Consider the following 17,522-nt stretch of genomic DNA (forward strand, 5'->3'; position numbering starts at 1 on the left):
GCGGCGCGGGCCGCCTCCTGCTTCGCTTGCGTCAGCCGGCGGCGTTCGACCGCAATCGGATCGGGCGCGCTGGTGGCGCTGGCGAGCAGCATCGCCGCCCCCACGAGCATTGCTGTCTCCCCCATCCGCATCGGCGGTCAGCCTTCGCGATGATAAGGGTGATTGGCAAGGATGGAGGTAGCGCGGAACAATTGTTCGGCGAGCATCGCGCGCGCCATCATGTGCGGCCAGGTGGCGCGGCCGAAGGACAGGAGCAGGTCCGCCCCGTCGCGCTCGGCATCGCCGAAGCCGTCAGCGGCTCCGATCATGAAGCGCGCCTCACGCACGCCATCGTCACGCCAGCGTTCGAGCTGGCGCGCGAATTCGACCGAGGACAGGACCTTGCCGGTTTCGTCGAGCACGACGCGGCGCGTGGCGGCGGGGACATCGGGGATCTTGCCGCCGCGATCGGGAAGCTCCGTCACGCGCGTCGGCCAGGCGATCCGCTTCAGATAGCGGTCGACCAGCTCGGATTCGGGCGAGCGCCCGATCCGTCCGCGCGCAACGATGTGAAGCAGCAGGTCAGGCGTTCCCGGGGGATGCCTGATCTGTCGGCGTCGGGGACGGCGCGTCGCCGAACGACCACATGCGCTCCAGATTGTAGAAGGAACGGACCTCGGGGCGGAACAGGTGGACGATCACGTCGCCGGCGTCGATCAGCACCCAATCCGCGGTGGGCAGCCCCTCGATCCGCGGGGAGCGGCCGGTGTCGCGCTTGATCTTCTCGGCCAGCTTGGTCGCCATCGAGGCGACCTGACGGGTCGAGCGGCCGCTGGCGACCACCATGTGATCGGCGATCGACGACTTCCCCGCGAGCGGGATCGAGATGGTGTCGACGGCCTGATCATCGTCCAGGCTGTCGAGGACAAGCTTATGCAATGCCGCGACGCTGTCAGCGTCAGGGGATCGATAGGCGTTGGCGGAAGCGGGCAAGTTCACTCCTGGGTGAAAGGTTTGGCTGCTGATATGGGGAGCGCATAGCGCCGATGCCAGGCAGGATCTGCGGCGCGCAGCTGCGTCGCGGAGGTCGGGTCAGGGCGGAAACGTAGCAGCACCAGGGCTGGCACACTCCACTCGGTCCAGTTCTTCGCCTGGCGTGCGGGCCTCTGGAAGCGCCGCAGCCAACCCGTCGCGGGTGCCGCGAGGGCAGCAGCATCATATCCTGGCCGGGCGATAACTGCAATCGGAACCGTCCGGGCGATGCGGCGCCAGTCGCGCCAGCGGTGGAACTGTCCGAGATTGTCCGCGCCCATCAGCCAGATGAAACGATGCCGCGGGTAGCGGCGCACCAGCGCGGCGAGCGTGTCGACGGTGTAGCGGGTGCCGAGCCGCGCCTCGATATCGGTCGGGCGGATGCGCGCCGCGCGTGCGACGCGGCGGGCCGAGGCGAGCCGCGCAGGCAGCGGCGCCATGCCGTCGGCCGGCTTCAGCGGATTGCCGGGCGAGACCAGCCACCAGACCTCGTCAAGGTCGAGCGCCGCGATCGCGGCGAGGCTGATCCGCCGGTGCCCCTTGTGCGCGGGGTTGAACGAGCCACCGAGGAGGCCGATGCGGCGCGGGGTCCGGCGCGAAGGACGGCCGTCAGCCACGTCGGGAAGTCCCGATCAGAAGCTCTGCTCCTCATAGACCTTCGACACGTCGCCGCCCCACGCGCCGTTGTAGCGATCGAGCAGCTGCTGCGCGGGGACCTTGCCGGTGCGCACGATGTCGCGCAGCGGATCGAGGAAGCCGGTTTCATTGTCGCCCGAGGAGTTGAGCCGGGCGCGGGCGGCGAGGCCGGCATTGGCGATGTCGAGCACCTCGGCGGCGATATCGCGCAGCGTGCCGCGACCGGCGACAGGGGCGTCGAGGCCGAGCCGGGGCACCGAATCGCGCAGCGCCTGGCGCGCCTCCATCGACCAATGCTTCACGAGGTCCCAGGCAGCGTCAAGCGCGCCCTGATCGTAGAGCAGGCCGACCCAGAGCGCGGGCAGCGCGCAGATGCGGTTCCACGGGCCGCCATCGGCGCCGCGCATCTCCAGGAAGGTCTTGAGCCGGACCTCCGGGAAGGCGGTCGACAAGTGATCGTTCCAGTCGTCGAGCGTGGGCAGCTCGCCGGGAAGAACGGACAGCTCACCCTTCAGGAAATCGCGGAAGCTGAGCCCGGCCGCGTCGATATATTTGCCGTCGCGGTAGACGAAGTACATCGGCACATCGAGCATATAGTCGGCGTAGCGTTCATAGCCGAAGCCATCCTCGAAGACGAAGGGCAGCATGCCGGTGCGGGCGGGATCCGTGTCCGACCAGATGTGGCTGCGGTAGCTGAGATAGCCGTTGGGCTTTCCTTCGGTGAAGGGCGAATTGGCGAAGAGCGCGGTGGCGAGCGGCTGGAGCGCGAGGCCGACGCGGAACTTCTGCACCATGTCCGCCTCGCTCGCATAGTCGAGGTTCACCTGGATCGTGCAGGTGCGCAGCATCATGTCGAGGCCCATCGTGCCGACGCGCGGCATGTGGCGAAGCATGATGGCGTAGCGGCCCTTGGGCATGATCGGCAGTTCGGCGCGGGTCTTGTCCGGCCACATGCCAAGGCCGAGGAAGCCGATGCCCAGCTTGTCCCCCGCCGCCTTCACCTGATCGAGATGGCGGCCGGTCTCGGCGCAGGTCTGGTGCAGATTGTCGAGCGGGGCGCCGGAAAGCTCGAACTGGCCGGCGGGTTCCAGGCTGACCGACCCGTCGGCGCCGGTCAGCGCGATGATCTTTCCCCCCTCCTCGACCGGCTTCCAGCCATATTGCTGCAATTCGGTGAGCAGCGCGCGAATACCCGAGGGCTCGTCCCAGCTGGGGGCATGATGATCGGCGCGTGAATAGACGAACTTTTCGTGTTCGGTGCCGATCCGCCAGCGATCCTTCGCCTTCTCGCCCTTCGCAAAACTGGCGATCAGCTGGTCACGCGACTCGATCAGCGGCGAGTTGCTATCCGAAACGGTCTTCGTCGTCATGGCGCGGCCTTAAAGGGGCTTTGTGACGGCCGCTAGGTGTTTCGCCAAGACGGCGTTCACCAGTCGCCGGCGACCGCCATCCATACCGCGATCGCAGCGGCCGCGGCGGTGTCGGCACGCAGGATACGCGGCCCGAGCCCCATCCCGACGGCCTGTGGCAGCGCGCGGATCGCGGCGCGCTCGTCATCGTCGAAGCCGCCCTCCGGGCCGATCAGGATCGCCGCCGGACCGGGGCGGATCGCGTCGCGCGCGGCGACGCCGCCCAGCTCGTCGGCGAAATAGAGCGCGCGGTCGGCCGGCCAGTCGCGCAGCAGCGCGGGGAGCTTCACGGCCTCCGCCACCTGCGGCAGCGCAGTGCGGCCGCATTGCTCGGCCGCCTCGATCATATGCGCGCGCAGGCGATCGAGGTTGAGCTTGTCCACCACCGTGCGGCGGGTGATGACGGGGACGTAGCGCGCGACGCCCAGCTCGCACGCCTTTTCCGCCATCCAGTCGACCCGGCCCTTCTTCAGCGGCGCGGCGACCAGCCACAGGTCAGGCACCGCCTCGCGCACGGCAAGCTGCTCAGTGATGTCGAGCGTGAGGTCGCGCTTGCCGGCCGCGGCGACGATCGCGAGCCATTCGCCGGTCACGTCATCGAACAATCGCACCGGATCGCCCGGCTTCACGCGCATCACGCCGGCGAGATAATGCGCCGCCGGCCCGTCGACCTGTACCGGGCCGATGCCGAGCGGGCGATCAAGGAAGAGGCGCGGCGTGGAGCGCGGTGGCCAGGCAGGAGTAGCGATCATCGGCCCGCGCCCTTACGGCGCCCCCGCCCGATCATCCAGCGTGCGAGAAGAAACAGGGCCAGCCCGGCGAGCGCGACCAGCAATACGACCCCGGTAATCACCCCGGCGACGCGCAGGATGGCGTAGAACAACGCTTCGACGAAGCGGCCGACGGCAACGGACAGATGGATCATGCGGCGCGCTTCACCCGATCAGTCGATCATTTCTGTGCGCCGGCGACGCGCCGCCACGTCTGCGACTTGCAGGCGAAATTGGCGAACAGGCACCCCTTGCCGACGATCGTGTCGCGATCGACCTGATCGATGGTCCCGTCGAATTCCTGACCGATGTCCGGCACATAAACGCGGCCGTACCACAATCCGTCGTCGCCGCGGCGAAAACCGCTGAATAATTGCGTGCCGACCAACTGCAGCGTGCCGCCGGCGGCGGCATCCGCCTTCGCCTTCGTGCTCGCCTGCACCACTGTTCCGCACAGCTGGCCACCGCACGGTGCGACGCGGATGCGCACGCTGTCGCTGTCGTTACGCCAGATGCCGTCGAGGCCGGACTTTCCCTGTGCCATCGCCGGCCCCGCCGCAGTCGTCGTCGCCAGCACCATGGCACCAGCCGCCAGCGTCATCATGCGTGCAAGAGTGTGATCGGGCATCCTGATCGTCCTGTGTTACATCCACCGGGGCACAACGCATGCCGCCAAGCGTCGGCCCCGCCGCGGCGGTGCGCAACGCCGAGCACAGCGGGATCGCTTGCACGCCCGGACGGCTCTGCGCTTCTCCTGCCACAGGGCTGTGGCGAAACCGCGGCAGCGGGGGTAGTCAGTCGGCCGTGACCAGTGCTCCCCACCCCCGCCCCGCCGAGATCACCCCCGACAGCGAGCACCGCGGCCTTATCGCGATGCTGCCCGCCAGCGTGCGGCCCTATGCGCTGCTCGCCCGGTTTGACCGGCCGATCGGCTGGTGGCTGCTGTTCTGGCCGGGTGCATGGGGCGTCGCGCTGGCCGGCGAGGCGGTGAACCGCTGGACCCTGATCCTGTGGCTGCTGATCGGCAGCATCGCGATGCGCGGCGCGGGATGCGTGTACAACGACATCGTCGATCGCGACCTCGACGCGAGCGTCGCGCGGACCCGTTCGCGCCCGGTGGCGTCGGGCGCAGTATCGGTAAAGGCGGCCTTTGCGTGGCTGGGCGTGCTGAGCCTGATCGGGCTGGTCGTGCTGCTGCAATTGCGGCTGGACACCGCGCTCGTCTCTATCGCGAGCCTGGCGCTGGTCGCCGGCTACCCCTTCATGAAGCGGATCACCTGGTGGCCGCAGGCGTGGCTGGGGCTGGTGTTCTCCTGGGCCGCGCTGGTGGGATGGATGGAAGCGTGGGGATCGCTGACCGCGCCGGGGCTGCTGCTGTACGCCGGCGGCATCTTCTGGGTGATCGGCTATGACACGATCTACGCGCTGCAGGACCGCGAGGATGATGCGCTGATCGGCGTGCGATCGTCCGCGCTGCGGATGGGGCAGCATGTCCGCGCGGGCACGGCGATCTGCTACGCGCTGGCGCTGCTCTTGTGGGCGGGCGCGCTGTGGCTGCGCCGGCCCGACCCGCTGGTGCTGGCCGCGCTGCTGCCGATGGCGGCGCACCTTGGCTGGCAGGTGGCGACGCTTCGCCCCGATGATGGCGCTGGCGCGCTGGCGCGATTCCGCGCCAACCGCTTCGCCGGCCTGTTGATGTTCCTGGCCTGTCTGGTGGTGGGAACGCCGCTCTGACGCGGGTTCACCCTAGCAACGGGCGGTGCGGCCCCCTAAGTCGCGTGCCATGCTGACTTCCGCCCAGGCGCAGGATCGCGCCGCCGATATCGTCGCCCGTGCCGTTGCCGCGGGCGTGGACGCCGCCGACGCGGTGTTTGCCGCCGACGCCTCCAACGACATTTCCGTCCGCCTGGGCAAGCTGGAGGACGTGGGCCGGTCCGAGAGCGAGGACCTGGGGCTGCGCGTGTTCATCGGGCAGCGATCAGCGAGCGTGTCTACCTCCGACCTGTCGCCGGCCGCGCTTGACGCGTTGGTCGAGCGGGCAGTGGCGATGGCGCGCGAGGCGCCGGAGGATCAATGGGCGGGGCTCGCCCCCGAGGCGCGGCTGATGCGCGGCACGGCCCCGCTGCTCGACCTCGACGATCAGGAGGAGATTTCCCCGGCGACACTGCGCGACATGGCGATGCGCGCCGAGGAAGCCGCGCTGGCCGTCGCCGGCGTAACCAACAGCGAGGGCGGCGGCGCGAGCGCATCGCGCAGCGTGTGGGCGCTGGCGACCAGCCACGGCTTTGCCGGCAGCTATTCCACCTCTGCCTATGGCCTGTCAGCGAGCGTGATCGCCGGCGAAGGCGGCGGGATGCAGCGCGACTATGGCTTCCACTCTGCGCGTCACCGCAGCCGGCTGGAAAGCCCCGAGGACGTCGGCAAGCGCGCCGGCGAGCGCGCGGTGGCGCGGCTCAACCCCGGGCGGATCGAGAGCGCGTCGATGCCGGTGGTCTATGATCCGCGCGTGGGCGCCGGGCTGCTCGGCCATCTGACCAGTGCGATCGCGGGACAGGCGATCACGCGGCGCACGTCGTTCCTGCTCGATTCGCTCGGCGCCAAGGTGTTCGCGGACGGCGTGACGATCTCCGACGATCCGCATCGCCCGCACGGGCTGCGTTCGCGGCCGTTCGATGGCGAGGGGCTGCCGGTGTCGCCGTGCGACATCATCAACAATGGCGTGCTGGAAACCTGGCTGCTCGACAGCGCGAGCGCGCGGCAGCTTGGGCTGGAGCCGACCGGCCATGCCGCCCGCGGCGTCGGCGGCGCGCCGGGGGTGACGACAAGCAACCTCTATATGCATGCGGGCCATGTGCCGGTCGAAACGCTGATCGGCGACATCCAGCGCGGCGTCTATGTGATTGAGTTGATCGGCCAGGGCGTCAATCCGGTGACCGGCGACTATAGCCGCGGTGCGGCGGGCTTCCTGATCGAGGACGGACGGATCACCCGGCCCGTGGCCGAGTTCACCATCGCCGGCAATCTGAAGGACATGTTCCTGAACCTGACCCCGGCCACCGACCTTGAGTTCCGCTATGGCACCAACGTGCCGACGGTTCGCATCGACGGGATGACGGTCGCCGGAGGGTGATGCCGCCGCTCCAAGACCTCACGGCCGCGATTGCCGGCATCACGCGCGAGGCGGGCGCGCTGGCGATGGCGCAGTTCCGCACCGATTTCGCGCGGTGGGAAAAGGAAGCGGGCAGCCCGGTGTGCGAGGTGGACCTGGCGGTCGACACGATGCTGCGCGAACGGCTGAGCGCGCTGCTGCCTGACGCGGGATGGCTGTCCGAGGAAACCGCCGACAGCCCGGAGCGCCTGCAGCGGCGGCGGATCTGGGTGGTCGACCCGATCGACGGCACGCGCGACTATATCCGCGGGCGGACCGGCTGGGCCGTGTCGGTGGCGCTGGTCGAGGACGGGCGCGCAGTCGTCGGCGTGCTCGATGCGCCGGCGCGCGGCGAATTGTGGCAGGCGACGGCAGGGTGCGGCGCGACGCTGAACCAGCGGCCGATCACTGCCAGCCAGCGCACCGACTTCGCCGGATCACGCGTGCCGACCGATGCGCTGCCCAAGGCGGACCGCGACCTTGCCATGGTGGAGAAGCCCAATTCGATCGCGCTGCGCATGGCGATGGTGGCGGACGACCGCGCCGACCTGGTCGCCACGCTGCGCTGGGGCAATGAATGGGACATCGCCGCGGCCGCGCTGATCGCGCAGGAAGCGGGCGGCTGCGTCACCGATGCGCTGGGCGGCGCGCTGGTGTTCAACAAACCCGACCCGCAGGCGTTCGGCGTCATCACCAGCAGCAAGGGCATCCATCAGGCGGCGCTCGACCGGCTGGCGACCCGCGCGCAGGCGATCCACACGCGCTGATCGTTCCTGGCGCGCCATCATGAAAAGGGGCCGCCAGCATTGCCGGCAGCCCCCCTCTCCTGTTTCGAATTGGTGCTTATTTCTGGCAGGCGACGATCGCGGCGATGACGCTGAGCGTTTCCTGCGGATCGCGGACGCGGACGGTATCGAGCCCCAGTTCCTTCGCCGGATAATCGTTGCCGCCGGGGAAGATCGCGTCGCCGATGAACATCATCGCATCGAGCGGGATACCGCTTTCGTCGCGCAGCCGCTTCAGCCCGTACGCCTTGTCGACCCCCTCCTGCGTGATGTCGATCGAGGTGGCGCCGCCCATGTTGATCGAGAGGCCCGGCAAACGCTTCTTCAGGTCGGCCTGGATCACCTTGCGCTTGGCGAAGTCCGGATCCCAGCTTTCCTTGGCGTGGATCGGCGCCTGCTGGCCGAGCGCGGAGAAGGTGATCTGGCTGCCGCGATCCTCGATCCGTTCGCCCCAGGTCTGCTCGGGGACGAAGCCGGTCGCCTCCAGCGCCTCGTCGAAGGCCGTCAGGATCTTCTTCTTCTGATCGTCGGTGAAGAGTTCGGCATAGACCGAGCCCCACTGACCGTCGCGGAAGGTGTAAAGCTTCGTGCCGGTGGTCGGCATCAGCCAGAGGCGCGCGCGATCGGCATTCTCCGGAAGCTGGCTGGCGACCTGCTTGTCGAACTGCGGCCAGTCGCCGCCCGAGATCACGGCCACATGCGCGACCGTGAGCAATTCGGCCAGCGCCGCCGCCATGTCGGGCTGGATCGCCTGCTTGCTCTCGGCCAGCGTGCCATCAAGATCAAAGGCAACGAGTTGCTTCACATCATTCTCCCCAGGATGAAATGGTCGATGGCGTGTGCGACGCCATCCTCATTATTGGCAATGGTGACGTCGCCTGCCCTAGCCTTCACCTCGTCGGTGGCATTGCCCATCGCGATGGCGCGATTGGCGCGGGCGAACATCGGCAGGTCGTTGGCCTGATCCCCGATCACGATGGTGCGCGTCAGCGGGAAGCCAAGCGCGTCGGCGAGCATGGTGACACCGTCGCCCTTGTTGGCGCGCGTCGCGGTGATATCGAGATAATAGCTCTGCGACTTGGCGATCGTTGCCTGATCGCCGAACTCTGCCTGGAGCGAATCGCGGAACGTGTCGAGCGCCGCATGGTCGTCGCTGACAAAGGTGATCTTGTCGGCATGATCGAGCAGGTCGTCGAAGCCGGCGCAGATCACCGGCTCCTGATTGGAGGACACACGCTCACTGGCAACGTGCGGATTGTCCACGCTGGTCGCGTACCATTGGTCGCCGGCGAACACCCAGATGTCGACGGCGCGCTCATGCGCCTGCGCCACCGCGGCCCGAGCCACCGCGACGTCGATCCGGTGATGGCACAGGATCTCCCCGCCGCGGCGGAAGATCGTGCCGCCGTTGAAGGCGCCCATCGGTACGTCGAGCGCGAGGGCCTCGGCGATCGGCGCAATGCCCGACATTGGCCGGGCGCTGATGATGGTGAAGCCGAAGCCGGCATCCTGCAGCCGGCGCACCGCGGCGATCGTGCCGGACGTGAGCTGCTTGGCGGTGTCGACGAGCGTGCCGTCGACATCGCTGACGAGGAGCATCATCGGGCGCGGCTCACTGCGGGATTTCGACGTGGCCGCCAAAGCCGAAGCGCATCGCGGAAAGAAGCTTGTCGCCGTACATGTCGTCGATGCGGCTGCGATAACGGGCGAACAATGCGGTGGTCAGCACAGCGACCGGTGTCGCCTGTTCCATCGCGGCGTCGATCGTCCAGCGCCCCTCACCCGAATCGGCGACATTGCCCGAGAAGTTCGACAGCGTCTGGTCCTGCGCCAGCGCCGAGGCGGTGAGATCGAGCAGCCAGGAGGAGATGACCGAGCCACGGCGCCATACCTCGGAAATCTCGGCCAGGTTGAACTCGAAGCGTTCGTCCTCGGGCAGATGCTTCACATTGCGGCCCCACAGGACGTCAAAGCCCTCCGCATAAGCCTGCATGAGGCCGTATTCGATGCCGTTGTGCACCATCTTCACGAAATGGCCAGCGCCGGCGCGGCCGGCGTGGATGTAGCCCTTTTCCGCGCGCGGGTCGCAATCCTCGGAGCGGTTGGGGGTGCGCGACACGCTGCCGACGCCAGGTGCGAGCGTGTCGAAGATGGGATCAAGCAGGTCGACGGTTTCCTTGTCGCCGCCGATCATCATGCAATAGCCGCGCTCCAGCCCCCACACGCCGCCCGAGGTGCCGACGTCGACGTAATGGACGCCCTTTTCGGCGAGCGCCTTGGCGCGGCGCACGTCATCCTTCCAGAAGGTGTTGCCGCCATCGATGATGATGTCACCCTCCGCGCAGGTGTCGCCGCACAGCGCCTGGATCGTCTCCTCGGTCGGCGCACCGGCGGGCAGCATCACCCAGAAGATCGCCGGCTTGTCGAGCTTGTCGCGGACATCATCAAGCGAGGTGGCGGTGATCGCACCTTCGCCGCCGAGCGCGGACACAGCCTCCGCATTGCGATCCCACACGACCACTTCATGCCCGCCGCGCATCAGCCGACGCGCGATGTTACCGCCCATCCGGCCGAGGCCGATGATGCCGATCTTCATACCTATTGGCTCCACGTGATTGCCGTTACGGCCCCGCCCGCCCCCCGACATGCGCAACGACGTGGCATGTCAGAAGGCCGGCAGAGCGCGAACGGAGGAACGGGGGGTTCCGTTCCGCGAGCGATCACGCGTCGGCGGGGTGCTTTGCCTCGATCGAGCCGAGCAGATCGTCGAACGACTTGCTGAACGAGGCGACGCCCTCCTCCACCAGCCGCTCGGTGATGCCCGGCAGGTCGAGCCCGAGGCGGTCGGCATCAGCCAGCACCTTGCGCGCGCCGTCCAGATCCTCGGTCAGCGTCACGCGCGCCGTGCCGCGCTCGCGATAGGCGTCGAGCGTCTTGGGCGGCATGGTGTTGACCGTGTCGGGGCCGATCAGCGTGTCGACGTACAGCGTGTCAGGATAGTCGGGGTTCTTGGTACCCGTCGATGCCCACAGCAGCCGCTGCGGCTGCGCGCCCTTGGCGGCGAGCGCCTGCCAGCGGTCGGAGGCGATGAAATCCTGGTACCAGGCATAAGCGAGCTTCGCATTGGCGATCGCCACCTTGCCCTTCAGCGCCTTGGCCTCGTCGGCGGTGGCGCCGCCATTCTCGATCAGCGCGTCGATCTTCTTATCGATCTCCGCATCGATGCGGCTGATGAAGAAGCTGGCGACGCTGGCGATGCGATCGATCGGCTCACCGCGCGAGACGCGCAGTTCGAGGCCCTCGACATAAGCGAGTGCGACCGCCTGGTAGGATTCCTGCGAGAACAGCAGCGTCACGTTGACGTTGATGCCATTGGCGATCGTCGCGGCGATCGCCGGCACGCCGGCCGGGGTGCCGGGGATCTTGATCATCAGGTTCGGCCGGTCGACCGCGGCCCACAGCTTCTGCGCCTCGGCGATCGTGCCGTCGGTGTCGTTGGCGAGATAGGGCGAGACCTCCAGGCTGACATAGCCGTCCTTGCCGTTCAGCCGGTCATAGACGGGGCGCAGCGTCTCGGCCGCGGCCTTGATGTCCTGGATTGCGAGATGTTCGTAGCGGTCCATCGCCGACGCGCCGGGATTGGCCTTGTCGAACGCGGCGAGCGTCTCATCATAGGCCGTGCCCTCACCCATCGCCTTCTGGAAGATGGTGGGGTTGGAAGTGACGCCGGTGACGCCGTCCTCGTCGACCAGCTTCTGCAGGCCGCCAGCCTCCAGGAACTTGCGGTCGACGAAGTCGAGCCACACCGCCTGGCCGGCACCTGCGAGATCGTTGAGCTTGCCCATCAGTCCTGTCTCCGTCCGTTCGTGTCGAGCGAAGTCGGGACACGTTGGCGTATATGTCGCCCGCCCGTCCGGCCCCGACCCTCGACTTCGCTCGGACCGGACGGGCTCGTTACCCTAGAGTTAGGCAGCCATGACCTCTTTCGCCACCTTCACGACATTGTCGGTGGTGAAACCATATTGGTCCGCGAGCTTGGCGATCGGGGCCGAGGCGCCGAAGGTCGACATGGTGATCGTGCGGCCCTTCAGCCCGACGTAGCGGTCCCAGCCGATCTCGCCGCCCATTTCGATCGCGACGCGCGCGGTGACGCCGGCGGGCAGCACGCTTTCCTTATAGCCGTCGGACTGCTGCTCGTAACGGAACCAGCTGGGCATCGAGACGACGCGGCTCTTCTTGCCCTCGGCAACGAGCTTCTCATGCGCCTCGAGCGCGAGGTTCACTTCGCTGCCGGTGGCGATCAGGATCACGTCGGGCGTGCCGTCGCAATCGGCGAGCACATAGCCGCCCTGACGCACGCCGTCGGCGCTGGCATATTTGCTGCGGTCGATCGTCGGCAGCGCCTGGCGCGAGAGGACCAGCGCGGCCGGCTGCTTGTGGTTTTCGATGATCACGCGCCACGCGACGGCGACCTCGTTTGCATCGGCAGGGCGGAAGGCGTCGAGGCCCGGCGTCGCGCGCAGCATGACGAGCTGCTCGATCGGCTGGTGCGTCGGGCCATCTTCGCCCACGCCGATCGAATCGTGCGTGAACACCCACACCGCGCCCAGCTCCATCAGCGCCGACAGGCGGACCGGCGGGCGCATGTAATCGAGGAACACGAAGAAGGTGCTGCCGTAGGACCGCAGCCCCGACAGCGCCATGCCGTTGACGATCGCGCCCATGCCATGTTCGCGCACGCCGAAGTGGAAGTTGCGGCCGGCGTAATTGCTCGCCTCGAACGATGCCTCGCCCTTGATGTCGGTCTTGGTCGAGGGCGCGAGATCGGCCGAGCCGCCGATCAGCCACGGCATCTTCTTGGCGATGGCGTTCAGCACCTTGCCGCTCGAATCGCGGCTGGCGAGGCCCTTGGCATCGGCCTCGAAGGTCGGGATGTCGGCATCCCAGCCCTCCGGCAGCGTGCCGCCGAGGATGGCGTCGACTTCCTTGGCGAGATCCGGATGCGCCTCGCGGTACTTGGCGAGGCTTGCCTCCCACGCCTCGCGCAGCGGCGCGCTGCGCTCGACCATCGCGCCTTCAAAGCCCTCCTGAACGCCCTCGGGCACGTAGAAGCTCTTGTCCTCGGGCCAGCCATAGGCCTGCTTGGTGAGGCGGACGTTCTCTTCGCCCAGCGCCTCGCCATGCGCCTTTTCGCTGCCGGCGCGCGGCGAGCCCCAGCCGATGATCGAATGGACGATGATCAGCGTCGGCTTGTCGGTGGTGGCGCGGAACTGCTCGAACGCCTTGGTCAGCGCGGCGACGTCATTGGCGTCGTCGACGTGGATGACGTTCCAGCCGTACGCCTGGAAGCGCATGCCGACGTCCTCGTCGAACGCGAGGTCGGTGTCGCCTTCGATCGAGATGTTGTTGCTGTCGTAGATCCAGCACAGGTTGGAGAGCTTCAGATGGCCGGCGAGGCTGGCCGCCTCGGCCGCGACGCCCTCCATGAGATCACCGTCGCCGCACAGCGAATAGACGTCATGGTCAAACAGGGTGAAGCCGGGCTGGTTGTAGCGCGCGGCCATCCAGCGCTCGGCGATCGCCATGCCGACCGAATTGCCGCAGCCCTGGCCGAGCGGGCCGGTGGTCGTCTCGACGCCCACGGTGTGGCTGTATTCGGGGTGACCCGGCGTCTTCGAGCCGAGCTGGCGGAAGGCCTTGATATCGTCGAGGCTGACGGCGGGGGCGCCATCGGGCTGCTTCACGCCGGCGAGGTGCAGCAGCGAATAGAGCAGCATCGAGGCATGGCCGACCGACAGCACGAAGCGGTCGCGGTTAGCCCAGTGCGGATGCGCGGGATCATAGCGCAGGAACTTGGTCCACAGCGTGTGACCGACCGGCGCCAGCGCCATCGGCGTGCCGGGGTGACCGGAGTTCGCCGCCTGCACCGCGTCCATCGAAAGGGTGCGGATGGTGTCGATCGCCAGGCGGTCGGACGAGCCGTCCTCATGAACGTTCGCGGAATTGGCGGTGTCGGTCATCGGGGGCCCTCGCTGAATGGGTATCGAACGCCCGGGCAAGTGCCCGGTTGCCGAGTCGCGGCCCCTCTAGTCGCTCCGTCCGCCGCGTTCCAGTCGCGCAACGACGCCATCGGTGGCGATATAGGCGGCATCCACCTCATCGAGGAACAGGCCGTGGCCCAGCACGCCGGGGATTTTGTCGATCATGCGCGCGAGGACGCGGGGGTCGGGCATGGGCGCGAAGCGGCAGTCGGCGACGAGGTTGCCATTGTCGCTGCGATAGTCCGGTCGCACCGTGACGATGGCGCCGAGTGTTGAAAGCTGCGCGGTCACGAAGCTGCGCGCGAAGGGGAGGATCTCGACCGGGAGCTTTGCCGCGCCAATCGCCGGCACGCGCTTCGACCCGTCGGCGATCACCACGAATCGACGGGCCGCCGCGGCGACCGCCTTTTCGCGCAGCATCGCGCCGCCGGCGCCCTTGATCGCCCACATGCGGTCGTCGATCTCGTCCGCGCCGTCGATGGCAAGATCGATCGTGGCGTAATCGGCAAAGTCGCTGACGGTGATGCCAACGGCGCTGGCGGCGCGGACGGTCGCCTCGCTGGTCGCGACGGTGAGGACGCGCAGCCCCCGCGCCACGCGCGCGCCGAGCGCGCCAATGGCAAAGGCCGCAGTGGAGCCGGTGCCAAGGCCCACGACCATGCCGTCGCGCACCTCGGCCACCGCCGCCTCCGCGGCCAGCCGCTTGTCATCCTCGACACTCATACCGCATCATAACGCGGCATGAGGCCGAGGGACCCTGCGATTTAGCCGTACTTCTGCTCCTCCCACCAAGGGAAGAAGTCAGGCATGTTGGACGAAACCTTGTCCGGATAAACGGGGGTGCGCTTTTCGAGGAAGGAAGTGACGCCTTCCTTCGCGTCGCCCGAGCGGCCGCGCGAGAGGATCGCGCGGCTGTCGACCTTGTGCGCGTCCATCGGGTGCTGGAAGCCGAGCCCGCGCCACAGCATCTGGCGGGTAAGCGCGACCGAGACGGGCGCGGTGTTGTCGGCGATCTCGCGGGCCAGCGCGTTGGCAACGGCGAGCAGCTCGTCACCCGGCACCACCTGCTTCACGAGGCCGCCGTCGAGCGCCTCTTGCGCGCCGAACACCCGGCCGGTGTAGCACCATTCGAGCGCCTGGCTGATGCCGACCACGCGCGGCAGGAAGAAGCTCGACGCTGCCTCCGGCACGATGCCGCGGCGAGCGAAGACGAAGCCGAAGCGCGCCGAGTCGCTGGCGATGCGGATGTCCATCGGCAGCTGCATGGTCGAGCCGACGCCGACCGCCGCGCCGTTCACCGCGGCGATCACCGGCTTCAGACATTCGAAGATGCGCAGCGTCAGGCGCCCGCCGCCGTCGCGCGCCTCCTCCATCTCATAGGTGAGGCCGCCCTGCCCGCTGCCCTTGTCGGGGCGATCGGTGCGCTTGTCATAATCGAACGTCTTGGCGCCGGCCGACAGATCGGCCCCGGCGCAGAAGGCGCGGCCCGCGCCCGTCACGATGACACAGCGCACGTCATCGTCAGCGTCGATCTTGTCAAAGGAGTCGATCATCTCGGCCATCATCGTGCCGGTGAACGCATTGAGCTTTTCCGGGCGGTTGAGCGTGATCGTCGCCACCCCGTCCTTCACGTCATAGATGATCTGCTCGTAAGCCAAGCTGCCTCTCCTTTGTCGCGCCGCCCCTCCGGCAGCTGTCTTAACCACCATAACATTATTTATGGTAGCAAGCGCAAGGCGGCTGCGGGCGCGGGGTGCCGTAAGGGCAATTTCGAAGATGGGGTTCGTCCGGCTGCCCTGCTGCCGCGGCGAAATTCCAGCTTCCGGTCGACAAGACTTGCGGGCGCGCAGGCCAAAAGACTAGAGGAGTGCTGCACCCGCGAACGGGATGAGGAAGCCAAGGGGAGTCTTCGTGAACGCAGACGAGATGAAGGCCGCGATCGGCAAGGAAAGCGTGTCCGAATGGGTCGAAGTGACCCAGGAGATGATCAACAAGTTCGCCGACGCGACCGGCGATCACCAGTTCATCCACATCGACCCGGAACGCGCCAAGCAGACGCCGTTCGGCACGACCATCGCGCACGGATTTCTGACGCTGTCGCTCTTGCCGCTGCTGTCGGCCAAGAACCCCGGCATGCCGCGGCTCGACGGTGTGAAGATGGGCGTCAACTATGGCGGCAACAAAGTCCGCTTCCTCGCCCCCGTCCCGTCGGGATCGCGCGTGCGCGGCCGTTCCAAGCTGACCGAGTTCGATGAAAAGCGTCCCGGCCAGTATCAGTTCACCACCGAGACCACGATCGAGATCGAGGGCAGCGACAAGCCCGCGATGATCGCCGAGTGGATCACGCAAGTCTTCACCTGATATTATTCCAACCGCCGCCCTCCCCGGGGAGCGCCGCCCGCATCAGCGGGCGGACCGGCACTTTCTACTACCAAGGATCCTGAACATGCGCTCCGCCGTCATCGTTTCCACCGCCCGTACGCCGATCGGCCGTGCCTATCGCGGCGCTTTCAACAACACGCTGTCGCCGACCCTCGCCAGCCATGCGCTCAAGGCCGCCGTCGAGCGCGCCAAGATCGACGGCGCCGAAGTACAGGACGTGGTGATGGGCGCCGCGCTGCAGCAGGGGGCGCAGGCAACCAACATCGCGCGCACCTCGCTGCTGCGTGCCGGCCTGCCGGTGTCGGTCTCGGGCATGTCGCTCGACCGCCAGTGCGCATCGGGCCTGATGGCGATCGCCACCGCCGCCAAGCAGATCATGGTCGACAACATGGACGTCACCATCGGCGCCGGCGTCGACAGCATCAGCATCGTCCAGACGCCGCAGATGCGCGTGCAGCCTGACCCCGAGCTGGTCGCGATGCACAAGGACATCTACATGCCGATGCTGCAGACCGCCGAAGTGGTGGCCAAGCGTTATGGCATCAGCCGCGACGCGCAGGACGAATATGGCTTCCAGTCGCAGCAGCGCACCGCCGCCGCGCAGGCGGCCGGCAAGTTCGATGACGAGATCATCCCCGTCACCGCGAACATGGCGATCGTCGACAAGGAGACCAAGGAAGTCTCCTACAAGGAAGTGACGCTGGCGAAGGACGAGGGCAATCGTCCCGACACCACGCTGGAGGGCCTGAAGTCGCTGAAGCCGGTGCTTGGCCCCGATCTCAACATCACCGCCGGCAATGCCTCACAGCTGTCGGACGGCGCATCGGCCAGCGTGCTGATGGAGGAGAAGCTGGCCGAGAAGAAGGGCCTGACGCCGCTTGGCCGCTATGTCGGCATGGCCGTTGCCGGCACCGAGCCGGACGAGATGGGCATCGGCCCGGTCTTCGCGATCCCCAAGCTGCTCGAGCGCTTCAACCTGAAGATGGACGACATCGGCCTCTGGGAGCTGAACGAGGCGTTTGCGGTGCAGGTGCTGTACTGCCGTGACAAGCTGGGCATCCCCGACGAGCTGCTGAACGTCAACGGCGGCGCGATCTCGATCGGCCACCCGTACGGCATGTCGGGCGCGCGCATGACCGGCCACGCGCTGATCGAAGGCAAGCGTCGCGGCGCGAAGTACGTCGTCGTCACGATGTGCGTCGGCGGCGGCATGGGCGCAGCGGGCCTGTTCGAAGTCCTGTAATGCCCGGCGTCGGAGCGGCACCCGCGGGGTGTCGCCCGGAGCGCCACGATCACTGATCAACAGAAGCCCCGGCCGCGCGAGCGACCGGGGCTTTTGC

General features: G+C 67.6%; 19 protein-coding genes. 5 read left to right on the plus strand and 14 right to left on the minus strand.

Annotated elements, in window-relative coordinates:
* Positions 1-137: 137 nt before the first annotated feature.
* From XM50_RS01985 to XM50_RS02015, 7 genes are read right to left on the minus strand one after another with little or no spacing between them, the layout of a single operon-like run.
* The gene (locus XM50_RS01985; protein WP_046406927.1) at positions 138-560 is read right to left on the minus strand and encodes a 23S rRNA (pseudouridine(1915)-N(3))-methyltransferase RlmH; all 423 of its coding nucleotides are present in this window, start codon (positions 558-560) and stop codon (positions 138-140) included.
* Between the two features lies 1 nt (position 561).
* Positions 562-978: a ribosome silencing factor gene (gene rsfS / locus XM50_RS01990; RefSeq protein ID WP_417158927.1), complete on the minus strand. Its 417-nt coding sequence runs from the start codon at positions 976-978 to the stop codon at positions 562-564.
* Positions 975-1,628 (minus strand): nicotinate-nucleotide adenylyltransferase, encoded by a 654-nt coding sequence (locus XM50_RS01995; RefSeq protein ID WP_046406930.1) that lies wholly within the window; start codon positions 1,626-1,628, stop codon positions 975-977. The genes rsfS and XM50_RS01995 overlap by 4 nt, the downstream gene beginning before the upstream one ends.
* A gap of 15 nt (positions 1,629-1,643) precedes the next feature.
* A complete protein-coding gene (locus XM50_RS02000) occupies positions 1,644-3,017 on the minus strand; it encodes a glutamate--cysteine ligase (protein ID WP_046406932.1) in 1,374 nt (457 codons plus the stop codon).
* A 56-nt stretch (positions 3,018-3,073) separates the two neighbouring features.
* Complete coding sequence (locus XM50_RS02005; RefSeq protein ID WP_046406934.1) at positions 3,074-3,808, minus strand: 16S rRNA (uracil(1498)-N(3))-methyltransferase; 735 nt, start codon at positions 3,806-3,808, stop codon at positions 3,074-3,076.
* A complete protein-coding gene (locus XM50_RS20355; RefSeq protein ID WP_046406936.1) occupies positions 3,805-3,981 on the minus strand; it encodes a hypothetical protein in 177 nt (58 codons plus the stop codon). The genes XM50_RS02005 and XM50_RS20355 overlap by 4 nt, the downstream gene beginning before the upstream one ends.
* A gap of 26 nt (positions 3,982-4,007) precedes the next feature.
* The gene (locus XM50_RS02015) at positions 4,008-4,454 is read right to left on the minus strand and encodes a DUF2147 domain-containing protein (protein WP_082102639.1); all 447 of its coding nucleotides are present in this window, start codon (positions 4,452-4,454) and stop codon (positions 4,008-4,010) included.
* 245 nt (positions 4,455-4,699) lie between these two features.
* On the opposite strand from XM50_RS02015, the gene ubiA reads away from it, so the two are divergent.
* From ubiA to XM50_RS02030, 3 genes are read left to right on the plus strand one after another with little or no spacing between them, the layout of a single operon-like run.
* A complete protein-coding gene (ubiA, locus tag XM50_RS02020; RefSeq protein WP_231621822.1) occupies positions 4,700-5,560 on the plus strand; it encodes a 4-hydroxybenzoate octaprenyltransferase in 861 nt (286 codons plus the stop codon).
* 49 nt (positions 5,561-5,609) lie between these two features.
* Positions 5,610-6,956: a TldD/PmbA family protein gene (locus XM50_RS02025; RefSeq protein WP_046406941.1), complete on the plus strand. Its 1,347-nt coding sequence runs from the start codon at positions 5,610-5,612 to the stop codon at positions 6,954-6,956.
* Positions 6,956-7,741, plus strand: a complete 786-nt coding sequence (locus XM50_RS02030) for a 3'(2'),5'-bisphosphate nucleotidase CysQ (protein ID WP_046406942.1) — start codon at positions 6,956-6,958, stop codon at positions 7,739-7,741. Before XM50_RS02025 ends, XM50_RS02030 begins: the two co-directional genes overlap by 1 nt.
* A gap of 76 nt (positions 7,742-7,817) precedes the next feature.
* Here the strand turns inward: XM50_RS02030 and XM50_RS02035 are convergent, their stop codons facing one another.
* The 7 genes from XM50_RS02035 to XM50_RS02065 form a co-directional block, all read right to left on the minus strand.
* The gene (locus XM50_RS02035) at positions 7,818-8,564 is read right to left on the minus strand and encodes an HAD-IIB family hydrolase (protein WP_046406944.1); all 747 of its coding nucleotides are present in this window, start codon (positions 8,562-8,564) and stop codon (positions 7,818-7,820) included.
* The gene (locus tag XM50_RS02040; RefSeq protein ID WP_046406946.1) at positions 8,561-9,361 is read right to left on the minus strand and encodes a Cof-type HAD-IIB family hydrolase; all 801 of its coding nucleotides are present in this window, start codon (positions 9,359-9,361) and stop codon (positions 8,561-8,563) included. The genes XM50_RS02035 and XM50_RS02040 overlap by 4 nt, the downstream gene beginning before the upstream one ends.
* 10 nt (positions 9,362-9,371) lie before the next feature.
* On the minus strand, positions 9,372-10,406 hold the full coding sequence (gnd, locus tag XM50_RS02045; RefSeq protein ID WP_331386552.1) for a phosphogluconate dehydrogenase (NAD(+)-dependent, decarboxylating): 1,035 nt from the start codon (positions 10,404-10,406) through the stop codon (positions 9,372-9,374).
* 73 nt (positions 10,407-10,479) lie between these two features.
* The gene (tal, locus tag XM50_RS02050) at positions 10,480-11,604 is read right to left on the minus strand and encodes a transaldolase (RefSeq protein ID WP_046406950.1); all 1,125 of its coding nucleotides are present in this window, start codon (positions 11,602-11,604) and stop codon (positions 10,480-10,482) included.
* A gap of 120 nt (positions 11,605-11,724) precedes the next feature.
* Entirely contained in the window at positions 11,725-13,779 is a 2,055-nt protein-coding gene (gene tkt, locus XM50_RS02055; RefSeq protein WP_046406952.1) for a transketolase, read from the minus strand.
* 66 nt (positions 13,780-13,845) lie between these two features.
* Entirely contained in the window at positions 13,846-14,523 is a 678-nt protein-coding gene (gene rpiA / locus XM50_RS02060; RefSeq protein WP_046406955.1) for a ribose-5-phosphate isomerase RpiA, read from the minus strand.
* 41 nt (positions 14,524-14,564) lie between these two features.
* The gene (locus XM50_RS02065) at positions 14,565-15,458 is read right to left on the minus strand and encodes a crotonase/enoyl-CoA hydratase family protein (RefSeq protein ID WP_046406956.1); all 894 of its coding nucleotides are present in this window, start codon (positions 15,456-15,458) and stop codon (positions 14,565-14,567) included.
* Between the two features lie 268 nt (positions 15,459-15,726).
* On the opposite strand from XM50_RS02065, the gene XM50_RS02070 reads away from it, so the two are divergent.
* Both XM50_RS02070 and XM50_RS02075 read left to right on the plus strand, forming a co-directional pair.
* Positions 15,727-16,161, plus strand: coding sequence for a MaoC family dehydratase (locus XM50_RS02070; protein WP_269430552.1), 435 nt, complete (start codon positions 15,727-15,729; stop codon positions 16,159-16,161).
* A gap of 85 nt (positions 16,162-16,246) precedes the next feature.
* Entirely contained in the window at positions 16,247-17,425 is a 1,179-nt protein-coding gene (locus tag XM50_RS02075; protein ID WP_046406961.1) for an acetyl-CoA C-acyltransferase, read from the plus strand.
* Positions 17,426-17,522: the final 97 nt, after the last annotated feature.

This window comes from Sphingomonas sp. Ag1 (assembly GCF_000980895.1).
GTDB lineage: Bacteria > Pseudomonadota > Alphaproteobacteria > Sphingomonadales > Sphingomonadaceae > Sphingomonas > Sphingomonas panaciterrae.

Bases quoted from the DNA above. Each gene is read 5' to 3' on its own strand.
- XM50_RS02000 (WP_046406932.1), bottom strand. From the start codon at position 3,017: ATGACGACGAAGACCGTTTCGGATAGCAACTCGCCGCTGATCGAGTCG.
- rpiA (WP_046406955.1), bottom strand. From the start codon at position 14,523: ATGAGTGTCGAGGATGACAAGCGGCTGGCCGCGGAGGCGGCGGTGGCC.
- XM50_RS02030 (WP_046406942.1), top strand. From the start codon at position 6,956: ATGCCGCCGCTCCAAGACCTCACGGCCGCGATTGCCGGCATCACGCGC.
- XM50_RS02040 (WP_046406946.1), bottom strand. From the start codon at position 9,361: ATGATGCTCCTCGTCAGCGATGTCGACGGCACGCTCGTCGACACCGCC.
- gnd (WP_331386552.1), bottom strand. From the start codon at position 10,406: ATGTCGGGGGGCGGGCGGGGCCGTAACGGCAATCACGTGGAGCCAATA.
- XM50_RS02005 (WP_046406934.1), bottom strand. From the start codon at position 3,808: ATGATCGCTACTCCTGCCTGGCCACCGCGCTCCACGCCGCGCCTCTTC.
- tkt (WP_046406952.1), bottom strand. From the start codon at position 13,779: ATGACCGACACCGCCAATTCCGCGAACGTTCATGAGGACGGCTCGTCC.
- XM50_RS02025 (WP_046406941.1), top strand. From the start codon at position 5,610: ATGCTGACTTCCGCCCAGGCGCAGGATCGCGCCGCCGATATCGTCGCC.
- tal (WP_046406950.1), bottom strand. From the start codon at position 11,604: ATGGGCAAGCTCAACGATCTCGCAGGTGCCGGCCAGGCGGTGTGGCTC.
- XM50_RS02075 (WP_046406961.1), top strand. From the start codon at position 16,247: ATGCGCTCCGCCGTCATCGTTTCCACCGCCCGTACGCCGATCGGCCGT.
- XM50_RS02015 (WP_082102639.1), bottom strand. From the start codon at position 4,454: ATGCCCGATCACACTCTTGCACGCATGATGACGCTGGCGGCTGGTGCC.
- XM50_RS02070 (WP_269430552.1), top strand. From the start codon at position 15,727: ATGAAGGCCGCGATCGGCAAGGAAAGCGTGTCCGAATGGGTCGAAGTG.
- XM50_RS20355 (WP_046406936.1), bottom strand. From the start codon at position 3,981: ATGATCCATCTGTCCGTTGCCGTCGGCCGCTTCGTCGAAGCGTTGTTC.
- ubiA (WP_231621822.1), top strand. From the start codon at position 4,700: ATGCTGCCCGCCAGCGTGCGGCCCTATGCGCTGCTCGCCCGGTTTGAC.